The 16019-nt window shown below is 58.9% G+C and carries 16 protein-coding genes; 10 read left to right on the top strand and 6 right to left on the bottom strand.

Features of this window, described 5'->3' with window-relative positions:
- Positions 1-136 precede the first annotated feature (136 nt).
- A complete protein-coding gene (gene nadB, locus G5367_RS19450) occupies positions 137-1744 on the bottom strand; it encodes an L-aspartate oxidase (protein ID WP_216980204.1) in 1608 nt (535 codons plus the stop codon).
- Positions 1745-1926: 182 nt separating this feature from the next.
- Between nadB and rpoE the strand changes: the two genes are divergently transcribed.
- The 10 genes from rpoE to pdxJ all read left to right on the top strand — a co-directional run bounded on the left by rpoE (position 1927) and on the right by pdxJ (position 10631).
- The gene (gene rpoE / locus G5367_RS19445; protein ID WP_042062096.1) at positions 1927-2508 is read left to right on the top strand and encodes an RNA polymerase sigma factor RpoE; all 582 of its coding nucleotides are present in this window, start codon (positions 1927-1929) and stop codon (positions 2506-2508) included.
- Between the two features lie 22 nt (positions 2509-2530).
- On the top strand, positions 2531-3136 hold the full coding sequence (locus tag G5367_RS19440) for a sigma-E factor negative regulatory protein (protein ID WP_421245018.1): 606 nt from the start codon (positions 2531-2533) through the stop codon (positions 3134-3136).
- Between the two features lie 21 nt (positions 3137-3157).
- Positions 3158-4138, top strand: a complete 981-nt coding sequence (locus G5367_RS19435) for a MucB/RseB C-terminal domain-containing protein (RefSeq protein WP_005340930.1) — start codon at positions 3158-3160, stop codon at positions 4136-4138.
- 93 nt (positions 4139-4231) lie between these two features.
- The gene (locus tag G5367_RS19430; protein ID WP_421245030.1) at positions 4232-4693 is read left to right on the top strand and encodes a SoxR reducing system RseC family protein; all 462 of its coding nucleotides are present in this window, start codon (positions 4232-4234) and stop codon (positions 4691-4693) included.
- 116 nt (positions 4694-4809) lie between these two features.
- Positions 4810-6603, top strand: coding sequence for a translation elongation factor 4 (gene lepA / locus G5367_RS19425; RefSeq protein WP_005335396.1), 1794 nt, complete (start codon positions 4810-4812; stop codon positions 6601-6603).
- A gap of 3 nt (positions 6604-6606) precedes the next feature.
- A complete protein-coding gene (gene lepB, locus G5367_RS19420) occupies positions 6607-7530 on the top strand; it encodes a signal peptidase I (protein WP_005335395.1) in 924 nt (307 codons plus the stop codon).
- Entirely contained in the window at positions 7531-8202 is a 672-nt protein-coding gene (rnc, locus tag G5367_RS19415) for a ribonuclease III (protein ID WP_005335394.1), read from the top strand.
- Positions 8199-9098 carry a GTPase Era gene (era, locus tag G5367_RS19410; RefSeq protein ID WP_005335393.1) on the top strand — a complete coding sequence of 300 codons (900 nt, stop codon included), beginning with the start codon at positions 8199-8201 and terminating at the stop codon, positions 9096-9098. Before rnc ends, era begins: the two co-directional genes overlap by 4 nt.
- Entirely contained in the window at positions 9099-9809 is a 711-nt protein-coding gene (gene recO, locus G5367_RS19405; RefSeq protein WP_421245019.1) for a DNA repair protein RecO, read from the top strand.
- A gap of 84 nt (positions 9810-9893) precedes the next feature.
- Positions 9894-10631, top strand: a complete 738-nt coding sequence (gene pdxJ, locus G5367_RS19400; RefSeq protein ID WP_005335389.1) for a pyridoxine 5'-phosphate synthase — start codon at positions 9894-9896, stop codon at positions 10629-10631.
- 95 nt (positions 10632-10726) lie between these two features.
- On the opposite strand, the gene G5367_RS19395 is transcribed toward pdxJ, so the two are convergent.
- From G5367_RS19395 to agaF, 5 genes are all read right to left on the bottom strand, one after another.
- Positions 10727-11971: a MalY/PatB family protein gene (locus G5367_RS19395; RefSeq protein WP_421245020.1), complete on the bottom strand. Its 1245-nt coding sequence runs from the start codon at positions 11969-11971 to the stop codon at positions 10727-10729.
- A complete protein-coding gene (malX, locus tag G5367_RS19390) occupies positions 11958-13427 on the bottom strand; it encodes a maltose/glucose-specific PTS transporter subunit IIBC (RefSeq protein ID WP_421245021.1) in 1470 nt (489 codons plus the stop codon). The genes G5367_RS19395 and malX overlap by 14 nt, the downstream gene beginning before the upstream one ends.
- A gap of 104 nt (positions 13428-13531) precedes the next feature.
- Positions 13532-14386 carry a tagatose bisphosphate family class II aldolase gene (locus tag G5367_RS19385; protein WP_041210622.1) on the bottom strand — a complete coding sequence of 285 codons (855 nt, stop codon included), beginning with the start codon at positions 14384-14386 and terminating at the stop codon, positions 13532-13534.
- Positions 14377-15576, bottom strand: coding sequence for an N-acetylglucosamine-6-phosphate deacetylase (nagA, locus tag G5367_RS19380; protein WP_421245022.1), 1200 nt, complete (start codon positions 15574-15576; stop codon positions 14377-14379). The genes G5367_RS19385 and nagA overlap by 10 nt, the downstream gene beginning before the upstream one ends.
- Positions 15576-16016, bottom strand: a complete 441-nt coding sequence (agaF, locus tag G5367_RS19375; RefSeq protein ID WP_421245023.1) for a PTS galactosamine/N-acetylgalactosamine transporter subunit IIA — start codon at positions 16014-16016, stop codon at positions 15576-15578. Before agaF ends, nagA begins: the two co-directional genes overlap by 1 nt.
- Positions 16017-16019 lie beyond the last annotated feature (3 nt).

Genomic DNA, 16019 nt, shown 5'->3' with positions numbered 1-16019 from the left:
ACCATGCGCTGATTTAGCGCGATAAGCTGCTGCCATGTGGTTGGCGGCACTCTTTTTATGGCTGAAAAGCGGTTGAAAACAAGTGACCCCGCCGGGGCGGGGTCACTGATTGCTGTAACGCTTTGCGGGAAGGGGATTAATCCCGCTCCGGGGTCAGCACGGTCGGTTTGGAGTCCGGCAGCATATCCGGATAATCCAGGTTGTAGTGCAGGCCGCGGGACTCCTTGCGCTGCAGAGCGCAGTTGACGATAAGCTCGGCCACCTGCAGCAGGTTGCGCAGCTCCAGCAGGTTGTTGGAGACGCGGAAGTTGGCGTAGTACTCCTGCACCTCCTGCTTGAGCAGGTCGATGCGGCGCTTGGCGCGGGCCAGGCGTTTGTTGGTACGCACTATCCCCACGTAGTCCCACATCATCAACCGCAGCTCGTGCCAGTTGTGCTGGATCACCACCAGTTCGTCGGAATCTTCCACCTTGCTCTCGTCCCACACCGGCAGGCGCGGCGGCTCCACACTCATCGGCAGCTTGGCCAGAATGTCGGCCCCCGCCTGATGGGCATAGACCACGCATTCCAGCAGGGAGTTGGAGGCCATGCGGTTGGCACCGTGCAGCCCGGTGTAGGTCACTTCACCGATGGCGTAGAGGCCGGGAATATCGGTCTGGCCGTTGCTGTCGATCATCACTCCGCCACAGGTGTAGTGGGCGGCTGGGACGATGGGCATCGGTTCCTTGGTGATGTCGATACCGACCGCAAGGCAGCGCTCATAAATGGTCGGGAAGTGCTTGATGATGAAATCGGCCGGTTTGTGGCTGATATCCAGATACATGCAATCCGCCCCGAGCCGCTTCATCTCGTGGTCGATGGCGCGAGCGACGATATCGCGTGGCGCCAGTTCGGCCCGCTCGTCAAACTCCGGCATAAAGCGGCTGCCGTCCGGGCGGCGCAGATAGGCCCCCTCGCCACGCAGTGCTTCGGTCAGCAGGAAGTTGGGATCATCCGGGTGGAACAGGCTGGTGGGGTGGAACTGGTTGAACTCCAGGTTCGCCACCCGGCAGCCGGCCCGCCACGCCATGGCGATGCCATCGCCAGAGCTCACATCGGGGTTGGAGGTGTACTGGTAGACCTTGGAAGCACCGCCGGTGGCCAGTGCCACGAAGCGGGCGCGGATCACCTCGACCTGCTCGGCGTTGCGGTTCCAGACGTAGGCGCCCAGCACCTTGTTGCCCGGCAGGCCGAGCTTGCGGGTGGTGATGAGGTCGACCGCGTTGAAGCGCTCCATCAGCTGGATGTTGGGGTGAGCGCGCACCTGATCGATCAAGGTGAGCTGTACCGCCTTGCCGGTGGCATCCGCCGCGTGGAAGATGCGGCGATGGCTGTGGCCCCCTTCCCGGGTGAGGTGGTATTGGGACTCGCCCTCGGCATTCTCCTCCTGATCGAAGGGGACCCCCTGCTGAATGAGCCACTGGATGGACTCGCGGGCGTGGCGGGCGGTGAACTCGACCACGGCCGGGTCACACAACCCTGCCCCGGCGTTGAGTGTGTCGCTCACGTGGGATTCGATGCTGTCGGTTTCGTCGAAAACGGCAGCGATGCCTCCTTGCGCATAGAAAGTGGCCCCTTCACTGATGGGCCCCTTGCTCAGAACCAGGACTTTGGCGTGGTCTGCCAATCGCAACGCGAGGGACAAACCAGCGGCACCGCTGCCAATGATCAGTACATCGCAAAGGTATTCAACACTTGCTTTCATAAGTATCATTGGCCTGGATTAAGAACTGGCACCATGGTAGCCCAAGCGAGGGCGAGGATGCAGCCTGCATCACATTTTTTTCAATTGAAGCGAACTTTCTCTGATTCTCCCTGTCTGAACTTGTGCGCTTAGGAAGGGCCGGAAAAGAAGAACGATAACCTGATGGGGGTTTTACGGCTCTGATGAGCGACCAGAATCTACTGGACGAACAACTGGTTGAACGGGTCCAGCGCGGCGATAAAGCAGCTTTCAACCTGTTGGTAAAAAAATACCAGCAAAAGGTGGTCAACTTGGTTGCCAGGTATGTCAACAATCCCGGCGATGTGCCCGATGTGGCACAAGAGGCCTTCATAAAAGCCTACCGGGCATTGCCGACATTCCGTGGCGAGAGTGCTTTTTACACTTGGTTGTACCGAATTGCCGTGAACACGGCGAAGAATTATCTGACCTCCCAGGGGCGCAGGCCGCCCAGCAGTGATGTGGAGGCTGACGAAGCGGAGTCTTATGGCGGTGGTGAAGCCTTGCAAGAGGTCTCAACCCCCGAAAACCTGGCGCTGACTGACGAGATCAAACGCACCGTGTTTTCAGCCATAGAGGCATTGCCGGAAGACCTGAGGACAGCGATCACCCTTCGCGAACTGGAAGGGCTGAGCTATGAAGAGATTGCCGAAATCATGGATTGCCCTGTGGGTACGGTCAGATCCCGTATCTTCCGGGCGAGGGAAGCAATCGATAAAAAGCTGCAACCTCTGATCGAGAATTAACTGGGGAAAGACGGGTTAACTTATGGCAAATAAAGAGCAAATCTCTGCCCTGATGGATGGTGACCTGAGTGACGTAGAGGTACTGAACGAGCTGGAGATGGACTCCGACTTGCAAGCTACCTGGGGTCGTTACCACCTGATCGGCGATGCCATGCGGGGTGACCTGCCGGTCAATCTGCAACTGGATCTCAGTGACAGCATCATGGCTGCACTGGAAGATGAGCCCACCATACTGGCACCCAAGCCGGTTGAGACTGCGTCGGTGGTACAACCGGTCGTTGCACCGATCAAGACAGATTCCAACAATGTGGTGCCCCTGTTTCGTCGGGTCGGCCAGCAGCTGGGACAATATGCCATCGCAGCCTCTGTGGCCGCGGCCGTGATTTTCGGGGTGCAACAGTACCAGGGTCAGGACGGCGTACCGAACAACCCTGTGCTCAATACCATACCTATCGGTGGCAGTGCTGCGCCAGTGAGCGTCCACTATCCGCAAGAGGGTAACCGCGTTCGGCCGCAACAGGGAATGACCGAACAGCAGATGCAGGAGCAGCGTGAACGTATCAATGCCTTCCTGCGTGATCACCAGTTACAGCAGCGCCTGTTGCAAGACAGACAGATCCAACAATAACGAGTTGTCAGGGATATAAACGTGCGCCAGTACAGCCGTATTTTGCTGGCCTCTCTCCTGCTGATCAGCGCCAAGGCCTCGGCCGACGACAAGTCGGCCGAGGCCTTGTTGCAGCAGATGCAGAGTGCCGTGCAGCAACAGAATTTCGAGTTGTCTATGGTCAAGGCCCGTCAGGGGCGTCTTGAGCCGATCCGGATCAGCCATGCCGTGATTGATGGTAAGGAGGTAGCCCACCTCAGTTACCTTGACGGCAAGGCCATCGAGTATCTCCAGCGTCAGAACGAGTTCACCTTTTTCGAGAACAGCCATGACCCCTACACCTTGAAGGATGCCCGCTTCCCCGGTATCTGGTCGACCCTGGTAAAGATGCCGCTGGCACAGGTGCTGGAGAGTTATGATCCTGTGCTGGCTGGCCGTAGCCGGGTGGCTGGCGAGGTCACTCAAGTCGTCAGATTAGTGCCCAAAGAAGCTGACAAATATGGTTTTGTACTCTGGATTGACGAGCGTAGTCACCTGTTGCTGCGAGTCGATATGGTGGAGCGGGAGGGCAGTTTGGTGGAGCAGGTGCTGGGAGTTGATTTGCAATTGCAACAGAAACCGTCCCCCTGGTTGGTTAGGCTGGCAAACAGCAAGCAGCCTCCAGCGCTTGCACTGGAGGATGCCTATCCAGCACCGCAACAGCAGTTGAACTGGCAGATCACCTGGTTGCCCGATGGCTTCAAGGTGCTGTCGCAAGACCGGCACCAGCTGGTGACCACCAGTATGCCGGTGGATTACATGATGCTCTCCGACGGGCTGGTGGATCTCTCGGTCTACGTCTCCCGGGTTGATCCCAAGCAGGCGGTGCGCCAGCAGCTGATCCGCCAGGGGGCGACTTCGCTGGTGAGCTATGTCAACGAGGTGGGGGTCGAGATCACCGTGGTCGGTGAGGTGCCGGCCGAGACCGCCAAGCGTATCGCCGAGTCGGTCCAGCCGCTGGCCCGCAACGAAGCGGTGCAGTAACGGGGGATGCGGGGTTCTTCCCCGCTTGCCGAGCGTGGCGAGTCGTGGTCAGATCCCCTGATTGTGTGAACCCGAGGTGTTGCCGTGAATGAGATGAGTGAAGAGCTGGCGACCGTGGTGGCCATTGAGGGTGACCATGCCTGGGTGGAGTGCGAGCGTCGCTCCGCCTGCAGTGGTTGTCAGCAGCAATCCAACTGCGGTACCGGCACCGTGGCCAAGGCATTTCCCCTGAAAGCTCCCCGCTTGCGGGTCAGGCTGACCGCCGAGGTGCGGGTTGGCCAGCAAGTGAGGCTCGGTATCCCGCAGGAGAGTCTGCTGCGCGGAGCTGCGCTGGTCTACGTGTTGCCGCTGTTCTGTCTGTTGGCCGGCGCCTTGCTGGGGGAGCTCTGGCTGGCACCGCTGCTCTCGGGCGGGGAGGGGATCACCATTCTCTGCTGCCTGCTGGGGGGCGTGCTGGGCTTTTTACTGGTTCGTTACTTTTCCAACCGCCTGGATCAGGGGCGCTACGGCCCGCAGATGCTCGGCGTGGTAGTCCCTGTCCGCATCCTCCCCTGACTGAACAGGCGCTATTTCACTGGCGCTGGCGACTAAAGAATGGCCGTCAGCCGGGTTATCCAGTAAAATCGCGCCTCCATAACTGACCTTAACTAATTTTGAGTGACTCTTGCTCGATGAAACACATTCGTAACTTTTCGATTATTGCGCACATCGACCACGGTAAATCGACCCTGTCGGACCGTCTGATCCAGACTTGCGGTGGCTTGTCCGACCGCGAGATGCAGGCTCAGGTGCTTGACTCCATGGATCTGGAGCGCGAGCGCGGCATTACCATCAAAGCACAGAGTGTGACCCTGAACTACCAGGCACAAGACGGTAACACCTACCAGCTGAACTTTATCGACACCCCGGGCCACGTGGATTTCTCCTACGAGGTCTCCCGCTCTTTGGCGGCCTGTGAAGGGGCGCTGCTGGTGGTGGATGCCGGCCAGGGGGTTGAGGCACAGACTCTGGCAAACTGCTATACCGCCATGGAAATGGATTTGGAAGTGGTGCCGGTGCTGAACAAGATTGACCTGCCAGCCGCAGAGCCCGAGCGGGTTGCCGAGGAGATCGAAGACATCGTCGGTATCGACGCGGTTGATGCAGTGCGCTGCTCCGCCAAGACCGGTCTGGGTGTTGATCTGGTGCTGGAAGAGATCGTCGCCAAGATCCCGGCACCGGAAGGTGACCCGGATGCCCCGCTGCAGGCGCTGATCATCGACTCCTGGTTCGACTCCTATCTGGGTGTTGTCTCTCTGGTGCGGATCAAGAACGGTTCCCTGAAGAAGAACGACAAGATCAAGGTGATGAGCACCGGTCAGGTGTGGGGTGTCGATCGTATCGGTATCTTCACACCCAAGCAGGTGGATACCCAGGGGCTGGGATGTGGCGAGGTAGGTTGGGTTGTCTGCGGTATCAAGGACATCCACGGTGCACCGGTGGGCGATACCCTGACTCAGGCCAAGAACGGTGCCGACAAGGCGCTGGCTGGCTTCAAGAAGGTGAAGCCGCAGGTTTATGCGGGTCTGTTCCCCATCTCCAGCGATGACTACGAGTCGTTCCGTGACGCCCTCGACAAGCTCTCCCTGAACGATGCCTCCCTGTTCTTCGAACCGGAGAGCTCCACTGCGCTGGGCTTCGGCTTCCGTTGTGGCTTCCTCGGCATGCTGCACATGGAGATCATTCAGGAGCGTCTGGAGCGTGAATACGATCTGGATCTGATCACCACAGCACCGACCGTAGTGTACGAGATCGAGCTGACCGACGGTTCCACCATCCACATCGACAGCCCGGCCCAGATGCCCGCCATCACCAGCATCAAGGAGATGCGCGAGCCGATCGCCGAGTGCCACATCCTGCTGCCGCAGGAGTACATGGGCAACGTGATCACCCTCTGTATCGAGAAGCGTGGCGTGCAGACCAACATGGTCTATCACGGCAAGCAGGTGGCACTGACCTATGAAATCCCGATGGCGGAAGTGGTGCTCGACTTCTTCGACCGTCTGAAATCCACCAGTCGTGGTTACGCCTCGCTGGACTATGGCTTCAAGCGTTTCGAAACCTCCGACATGGTCCGTCTGGACATCATGATCAACGGTGAGCGCGTCGATGCCCTGGCCATCATCACCCACAAGGACAACGCCCAGTATCGCGGTCGTCAGGTGGTGGAGAAGATGCGCGAGCTGATCCCGCGCCAGATGTTCGATATCGCCATTCAGGCGGCCATCGGCAACCAGATCATCGCACGCAGCACCGTCAAGGCTCTGCGTAAAGACGTAACCGCCAAGTGCTACGGTGGTGACGTGAGTCGTAAGAAGAAACTGCTGAACAAGCAGAAAGAAGGTAAGAAGCGGATGAAGTCCCTCGGCCGTGTCGACGTGCCGCAGGAAGCCTTCCTCGCGATTCTCCACGTCGGAAAGGATTAATAGATGGCAAGCACGTTTTCCCTGATCCTGGTGGTGGTCTGCGCGATCACCGGTGTTATCTGGTGTCTGGACAAGATGATTTGGTCCAAGCAGCGCGCCGCCAAGATTGCCGTGGCTCGTGCCCATGGCGGTGCCCACCTGGATGAGAAGACCCTGGCCAAGGTCGCCCCCGTGCCGGTCTGGATTGAGCAGACCGCCGGGGTCTTCCCGGTCATCACCTTTGTGCTGATCCTGCGTTCGTTCATTTTTGAACCGTTCCAGATCCCGTCAGGTTCCATGATGCCCACCCTGCTGGTGGGCGACTTCATCCTGGTGGAAAAATTTGCCTATGGTCTGCGGGACCCGGTGACCAACACCAAGTTCCTCGAGACTGGCGAGCCCAAGCGTGGCGACGTGGTGGTGTTCAAGTATCCCCTTGAACCGCGCGTTGACTACATCAAGCGGGTGGTCGGCATGCCGGGTGATCGGGTTATCTATCGCAACAAGGAGCTGATGATTCGGCCCAAGTGCGAGGAGCAGGAAGGGAAAACGTGCCCGGGCTTCAAGAAGCTCGACGTCAAGTTTGAACAAAGAGGCGAATTTACCCAGATGGGGATCCCCCTTGACCGCTATACCGAGCAGTTGGGTGATGTCTCCCACGAGACCCTGCGCAATCCGCTGATGCCCGACATGGTTGGCCGTTACTATCGCCAGCCCGGCACCTACCCCGACGAGTGGGTGGTACCGGAAGGCCAGTATTTCGTGATGGGCGACAACCGCGACAACAGCACCGACAGCCGCTTCTGGGGCTTTGTGCCCGAGCAGAATCTGGTCGGCAAGGCGGTCGCTATCTGGATAAGTTTTGAATTCGAGCGCGAAGAAGGCTCCCTGCTGCCAAGTTGGGTACCGACAGGTGTGCGCTTCAACCGCATTGGCGGAATCAAGTAAATGAATATCAAGATGAACAGACTGCAGTCCCGTCTCGGGCATGTCTTTGCGGATCTGGAACTGCTGACCCGGGCGCTGACTCACCGCAGCGCCGGTTCCCGTCACAATGAACGACTGGAATTTCTGGGTGACTCGATTTTGAGTCTGGTGATTGCCGACGATCTCTTCCACCGCTTCCCGCAAGCGGCGGAAGGGGATCTCAGCCGGATGCGCGCCACCCTGGTGCGTGAGAAGACCCTGGCCGAACTGGGCCGGGAGTTTGACCTTGGTGATCACCTGATCCTCGGCCCCGGCGAACTCAAGAGCGGCGGTTTTCGCCGCGAATCCATTCTGGCCGATACGGTCGAGGCGGTGATCGGTGCCGTCTATCTGGATACCAATCTTGAGACGGTGCGGACACTGCTGCTGAGCTGGTATGCCAGCCGCCTGGAAGAGATCAAGCCGGGCATCGAGCAGAAAGATCCCAAGACCCGTCTGCAAGAAATTTTGCAGGGAAGCCGCAAATCCCTGCCGACCTACACCGTGACCAACGTCAAGGGCGAGGCCCACAATCAGGAGTTCACTGTCCAGTGTGACGTGGAAGGTCTGGATGGTCCTCTCGTCGGGGTCGGCACCAGCCGTCGCAAGGCCGAACAGGCCGCGGCGCAGCAAGCATTGGAAAAACTGTCATGACAGATACTACCTACTGCGGCTTTGTCGCCATCGTGGGCCGCCCGAACGTGGGCAAGTCCACCCTGCTCAACAAGCTGCTTGGCCAGAAGGTCAGCATTACCTCGAAGAAACCCCAGACCACCCGTCACCGGATTTTGGGGATCGACACAGAGGATAACTACCAGACCATCTATGTAGATACCCCGGGTCTGCACATTGAAGAGAAACGGGCCATCAACCGCCTGATGAACCGTGCCGCCACCAGTTCGCTGGGGGATGTGGCCATGGTGGTGTTCATGGTCGACGGTACCCACTGGACCAAAGACGACGAGATGGTGCTGGGCAAGCTGCGCAATCTCAAGTGCCCGGTGGTGCTGGCGGTCAACAAGATTGACAACGTCAAAGAGAAAGAAGATCTGCTGCCCCACCTCGAGTGGCTGGGCCAACAGATGAACTTTGCCCATATTCTGCCCATCAGTGCCGAAAAGGGCACCAACGTGGAGAAGATCCGCGAGTGGGCCAAGGATCTGCTGCCGGAAAACGTCCACTTCTTCCCGGAAGATTACGTGACCGACCGCTCGTCCCGCTTTATGGCCTCCGAAATCATCCGCGAGAAGCTGATGCGCTTCACCGGCGAGGAGCTGCCCTACTCGGTGACGGTGGAGATCGAGCGCTTCAAGGTGGAAGAGAACGGTCTCTACCACATCCACGGCCTGATCCTGGTCGAGCGCGATGGCCAGAAGAAGATGGTCATCGGCAACAAGGGTGAGAAGATCAAGACCATCGGCACCGAGGCGCGCCTCGATATGGAGCGTCTGTTCCAGAACAAGGTGCACCTCGAGCTGTGGGTCAAGGTCAAGTCGGGCTGGGCTGATGATGAGCGCGCCCTGCGTAGCCTCGGGTATGGTGACGACTGATTGCTGACCCCGGCTTTCGTCATCCACAGTCGGCCCTATCGGGAGACCAGCCAGCTGGTCGAGATCTTCACCCAGGATAGTGGCCGATTTACTCTGGTGGCTCGCGGTTCTCGCGGGCCACGCTCCCCTCTCAAGGGGCTGCTGCAACCCTTTACCCTGCTCACCATCGCTTGGCGCGGCAAGGGCGATCTCAAGAACCTCACCCAGGTCGAATGCCCGGATCACTCCCTGCGACTCGGCGGCGATCGCCTCTTCTACGGCCTCTATCTCAACGAGCTGGTCTACTACCTGCTGGAAGCGCACACCCCGTTCCCCGAAGTGTTCGATGCCTATGCCCGTGCCATCATGGCGCTGGCCGATGGCGAGACGCCGGAGCTGCCGCTGCGCCGCTTCGAGTTCCTGCTGTTGCAGGCGCTCGGCTATGCGGTGGATTTCGAATACACGGCGGACGACGAGTCGCCCATCGAGCCGACCTTGCTCTATGGCTTCGAGCGTGAATTGGGCTTTGTTGCTTGCGAGCGGGCGCCGGATCCCCGTACCCTGTTTCTCGGTGCCCACCTGCTCGCCTTTGCCGAGGGACGTTTCGATTCCCCTCCCTTGCTGCAGGCGGCCAAACGTTTCAGCCGACTGGCACTGCAACCCTATCTGGGCAAACGTCAGCTAAAGAGCCGGGAGCTGTTTTTAAAACGCAAAGCCAGTATGCAAGGCTGACACAGATTACAGACATACGGATATTGGCGCGGTGTGATTCGCTGACCGCGCAGTCAACAGATGAAGCCTTTCAAGGAGTTCTCAATGAGTGAAATCTATCTGGGTGTGAACATCGACCATATCGCGACTCTGCGCAACGCCCGTGGCACCCAGTATCCGGATCCGGTACAGGCCGCTTTTGTGGCAGAACAGGCAGGGGCCGATGGCATTACCGTGCATCTGCGTGAAGATCGCCGCCACATCACCGATCGCGATGTGGAGATCCTGCGCCAGACTATCCAGACCAGAATGAACCTGGAGATGGCGGTGACCGAAGAGATGATCGGCATCGCCTGCCGTATCAAGCCCCACTTCGTCTGTCTGGTGCCGGAGAAGCGCACCGAAGTGACCACCGAGGGCGGTCTGGACGTGGCCGGTCAGCTGGACAAGGTGACTGACGCAGTTGCCCGCCTCTCCGCGGTGGGGGCTCAGGTATCCCTCTTTATCGACGCCGACCCAATCCAGATCGATGCAGCTGCTGAGAGTGGCGCCCCCTTTATCGAGATCCACACCGGCCGCTATGCCGATGCCACCACAGATGCCGAGCGCAACGCCGAGTTCAAGCGCATCGCCGCCGGCGCCTCCTATGCCGCTGGCAAGGGGCTCAAGGTCAATGCCGGCCACGGTCTGCACTACCACAACGTCAAGGCCATCGCCGCCATCCCCGAGCTCTATGAGCTCAACATCGGCCACGCCATCATCGGCCGCGCCGCCTTCGACGGTCTGGCCAAGGCGGTGAGCGATATGCGCCTGCTGATGCAGGAAGCCCGTCAGGGGATCTGATGCTTCGCGCACTGGCAACGCACAGTGGCCATATGAAACAAAAGGGACGCCATGGCGTCCCTTTTGTTGTTTCTGCCGATTAAATATCGCAGTCGTCAGGCCTGCTGCTGTGCCCATTTTCCCAGACGCTGCAGCGCCTCACCGAGTAGCTGGCGAGAGGTGCCTATGTTGATCCGCACATAATCTTCGCCATCGCTGACGTAGTGGGAGCCATCTTCGATGATGACACCAGCTTCGACCGCCCATCTGTGGGTCACCTCGCTTGCGCTCATTCCGCTCCCTTTGGTATTGACCCAGACCAGATAGGAGGCATCCATCGGCATGACTTGAAAGTCGGGCAGGTTCTCCCTGAAGTAGCACGCCAGCAGGGCGTAGTTCTCTCTCAGATAGAGATTCAAGTCGGCCAGCCATGCATCGCACTCGTTATAGGCGGTGATAATGCCCCAGAGCCCGAACACATTCGGAGAGGTAATGGAGTTCTGCTCAAGGCGCGATCTGAAGCGGCTTCTGATCTGCGGATTTGGAATGATGCTGTAGGAGGTTTTCAATCCGCCCAGATTGAATGCCTTGTTGGGCGAGCTCATCAGCATCATGTTGTTGCGGTAACGCTCCTCCAGCGCCAGAAAGGAGATGAACTCGCCATGGATGATGTGCTCGGCATGCACTTCATCGACCATCATCAACACCTGATGGCGCAGGCAGATGTCGGCAACTGCTTCCAGTTCGGCCTGACTCCAGATCCTGCCCGACGGATTGTGGGGTGAGCAGAGGAAGTAGATTTTTGGCTTGTGGCCAATGATCTGCTCCTCCAGCTTCGCCAGATCGATCCGGTATCGCCCCTCGCTCAGGGCTAACGGGTTGGCGACAACCTTGGCCCCCTGCCTTTCGGCCGCCTTGGCAAAGGGATCATAGACCGGGGTGTTCATGATGATGCTGTCACCCGGCTTGCAAAATGCCTGCACCGTGTAGTGCAGGGTAGAGACGGTGCCATAGGAGAGGGTGATCCACTCCCGCTCCACTGCGACCTTGTGGTGACGGGCCTGGAAGTTGATGACCGACTCGTAGAAATCATCGATGCAGTGGGTGTAGCTGAAGGTGCCCCAGCTGATGATTTCGCTGAACTTGCGAGCCACAGCCGGCGGTGATTTGAAATCCATATCGGCAATCCACATGGGAATGCAGTCGGCGGGAACGGGGCCAAAGCGGCTCTCGATCACTTTCATATCCCACTTGCGGCATTTGTCGCTGATGCGATCTGCCAGATCGTCGAAACGGGAGGGTTGCAAGTCGGCAGAGGGGGTGGGGAGGCGCAGGGCCTCCCGATCTTTACAGGAGAGCATCGAGATTATCCTTCACGGTTTGAACCTGAGCGCCAATGATGACCTGCACGCTGTGCTCGTCGATCTTGACGACGGAGAGTGCGCCAGCCTGTTTCAGGATCTTCTCCTGCAGCTTGCCCATATCGTGTACCACCAGTCTCAGCCGTGTGACGCAGTTGTCCAGGCTGACGATATTCTCCTTGCCACCGAGGGCGCTCAGGATCACGGCCGGGTCGTGTTTCGCAATCTGGATATCATCGACTTCATCCCTGCCGGGGGTCTTGATGTCATATTTCTTTATGTACCAGTAGAAGACGGTGAAATAGATGGCAGACCAGATAAGGCCAATGGGAATAATCAGATACCACTTGGTTTGCCAGCCCTGCATGATGCCGAAAATAAGCAGGTCGAGTGCACTGCCATCGGTATTGCCGATGGTGACGCCACACATGGCCACCACAAAGAGCGCGGCGCCGGTCATAAAGACATGGAACAGATAGAGTACCGGTGCGACAAACAAGAACAGGAATTCGATGGGCTCGGAAATACCGGTCACGATAGAGACCAGTACCCCGGAGATAATCAGGCTCTTGATTCTGGTTCGATTGCCGGGCGTGGCTGTCATATACATGGCTAACGCCGCGGCAGGCAGACCGAATATAAAGGTCGGCATAAACCCTTGCGACAGGAAGGCGGTTGCTGCCGGGCTGATGGGGTCACCCGCTTTCAACTGGGCGAAGAAGATATTGAGAGCGCCGGAAATGGTTTCGCCATTGACCAGCTCGGTGCCGCCTGCCGGGGTGAAGCGCACCATGGCCAGCATGATGTGGTGCAGACCGAGCGGTTTGAGCAGGTTGATGGCCACCCCGTAGAGGAAGGCACCAAAAGAGCCGGCAGAGATGATCATGTTGCCGACCGCAGTAATACCGAGCGCCACATAGTGCCAGAAGAGCGGCATGGCGAGACCTATCAGCGACATGACCAGCACGGTGATGATGGGCACAGAGCGCAGGCCGCTGAAGAACGAGAAGGCGTCGTGCAGTTTGAGGTTATAGAAACGGCGATGGATGAAGTAGGTCACGATCCCCGACACTATGCCACCCAGCACACCCATGGAGAGAGTCTGAACCCCCATGACCATGGCTTGCCCCGCCAGTTTGATATTTTCCGGCGACGCCAGTTGATTGGTACTGGCGAGATAGAAGTTGATCCCGATATTCATCGCCATATAGCCGACGAAACCGGAATAGGCCGCGACACCCTTGTTCTTCTCGGTCAATCCCATCGGAATACCGATGGCAAACATGATGGGCAGATAGGTAAAGCCGAAGCTGCCTACGGTTGCCACCAGATTGAAGAGGAGCTGGGTATATTCCCCACCAAGAAAAGGAAAATTATCTATGGTGGAGGGGCTGGTTATGGATGATCCCACCCCCAGCAGTAATCCCATGAATGCCATCAGAGAGACGGGAAACATAAATGTTTTTCCCAAACTCTGGGCAAATTCCCATACCTTATTTCGCAAGGATGCGCGAGCCATCATTATTATCTCCCAGACCTGTTACCGTCATTTTATTGTTATCAAATCTTGTTATTGCTCATACACATACGGATTTTCGCCTCGACGACTTCCTCCATGGCGGCCATGGCGGGAACCAGATACTGGCGCGGGTCGCTGGCATCCGGATGAGAGCCAAGGAAGGCTTTCATCGCATCGGCGAAGGCGATCTTCAGCTCGGTCGCTACGTTGACCTTGCAAATTCCGAGTTCGATACAACGGCGCACATCGGCTTCCGGTACGCCGGAGGCGCCGTGCAGTACCAGCGGAATATCCACCTGCTCGCGAATGGCGGCGAGGCGGGCAAAGTCCAAACGGGGTTCTTCCTTGTAGAGGCCGTGGGCGGTGCCGATGGCCACCGCCAACGAGTCGATACCGGTGCGACGGACAAACTCGGCCGCCTTGAGCGGGTCGGTAAATTTGGCATGGGCGGCATCGACGATAAGGTCATCCTCCTGACCGCCCAGCTGGCCCAGCTCCGCTTCGACGCTGGCACCCATGCGATGGCAGAAGGTCACCACGCTGCGCACTTTCTCGATGTTCTCTTCAAACGGAAAGTGCGAGGCATCGATCATGGCAGAGCGAATCCCCGCTTCGACCTTGTTGTGGATGTCCTGCTCGTCTTCGTGGTGATCCAGATGCAGCACCAGTGGGATGCGATATTCATGGGCGGCAGCCTGACAGATGGAGACCAGATACTCGACCCCGGCATGGCGATAGGTACCCGGGGTGCCAGCCAAAATAACCGGAGAGCGCATGCGAGCGGCGGTGCGGGCTACCACCTGCACGGTTTCCAGGTTGTGGATGTTGAAAGCCGGTACCGCATAACCGCGGCGCTGGGCATCTTTGAGCATTTCATGGGAAGAGATCAGATACATAGTGACTCCTGAGCGTCCTGATTGACGCGAGATCCTGAGAAAAGGGAGGAGAGCTGGGTCGGGTTTATCTCCCGGCCAGCCACCCAGATATGTTGTTGATTGAGTTCAGTGGTGAGGGCGAGCAGGTTGGCCTGTTTGCCAACTGCCAGTGAACCGAGGCGATCGGCAATACCGAGCATCTTTGCTGGTGCCAGCGAGGCCATTGCGATGGCTTCATCGAGCGGCACATCCGCCAGCTGCACCATGTTGCGTACGGCGCCAAGCAGGGTGAGGGTGCTGCCCGCCAGACCGCCGGTGTCGGTGCGTACCACGCCGTTCTTCATCTCGACCCGATAGTTGCCAAGCAGATAGTGACCGTCGGGCATACCGGCGGCGCGCATCGCATCGGTAACCAAGAGCAGGCGCTGGCCGGCGCAGCAGTGACAGAGCTTGAGCACGCTCGGGTGGAGATGATGGCCATCGGCGATCAGCTCCAGCCAGGCTGCGGGATGGACAAGACCTGCACCGACCATGCCGGGTTCGCGGTGGTGCAGGCCGCGCATGCCGTTGAAGCAGTGCACCAGCCCGGAGGCGCCCGCCGCCAGCGCTGTCATGGTGGTGTCGTGATCCGCCGCCGAGTGGCCCAGCATCACCCGTATGCCGTTTGCGGCAAGATGGTGAATGGCCGCGATGGCGTTGGGCTTTTCCGGTGCCAGTGCGACCACCTTCAGGCTGCCGCGCGCCAGCTGTTGCAGGTGGGTCAGTTCGGCTATATCCAGCTCCCGAAACAGCGCCTGATCGTGGGCGCCCTTGTTGTCCGGCGTGAAGTAGGGGCCTTCCAGATAGCAGCCGAGCAGCTCTGCGCCCGGCATGCCGCGGGCAACGCCATCGGCAATGCGGGCAAGGGCTTGCTCTATCTCGGGGAGTGGGGCTGTGACCGTGGTGGCAAGAAAAGCGCCGACCCCTTCTGCCGCCTTGGCCATCGACAAGGTAGCCAAGGCATTGCCATCGCTATCCATGACATCGACACCGGCACCGCCGTGGACATGACCGTCGATCAGCGCTGGCACCAGCAGCTCGACATCCCGCGCCGGATCGCCATCAGTGATGGGGTCGATAGCGGTGATGATGCCCCCTTCATGGGTCAGCTCCTGATGTTCCAGCCAACCCTGTTCGGTCAGCAGGCGACGGGCACGGATCCGTGAGGCCATCAGATGCCCTCCTCGGCGAGAGCGACATCTGTCTGACGCTCTTTACTCATCTCATCTGCCAGCGAGGTGAGCCCCCGGTGGCCGCAATCAAGGGCCTGCCTGCGGAATTCACTGGCGCTGAGGCCATCGCGCTCCAGCGCCATCTCCAGCAGCAGTTGCAGGTTGGTACCGGTAATAACCTCCCGCTCTGGCTGGTGCAGTGAGAGGGTTGAGGCGACCCGAAACGGGGTGCCGCCGAGCAGATCGGTCAGGAAGACCACGCCATCCCCCTTGTCGACCTCTGCCAGCGCCGCTTCGCACTGTGCCTGCAGCAGGGCGGTGGTGGAGCTCTCGGGAAAGTCGATGGCGATAACCGCTCCCTGTTCGCCGAGGATCTGCAGCATGGCGCGCTCCAGACCGCTGGCGAAACCGCCATGACCACAAATGATGATGCCCAACATAGT

Source organism: Aeromonas sp. 604282 (genome assembly GCF_049170575.1).
In the GTDB taxonomy this organism is placed as follows: domain Bacteria; phylum Pseudomonadota; class Gammaproteobacteria; order Enterobacterales; family Aeromonadaceae; genus Aeromonas; species Aeromonas veronii_A.
Note: the sequence above shows the minus strand (reverse complement) of the source record. Positions and strands in the feature narration are given on the sequence as shown.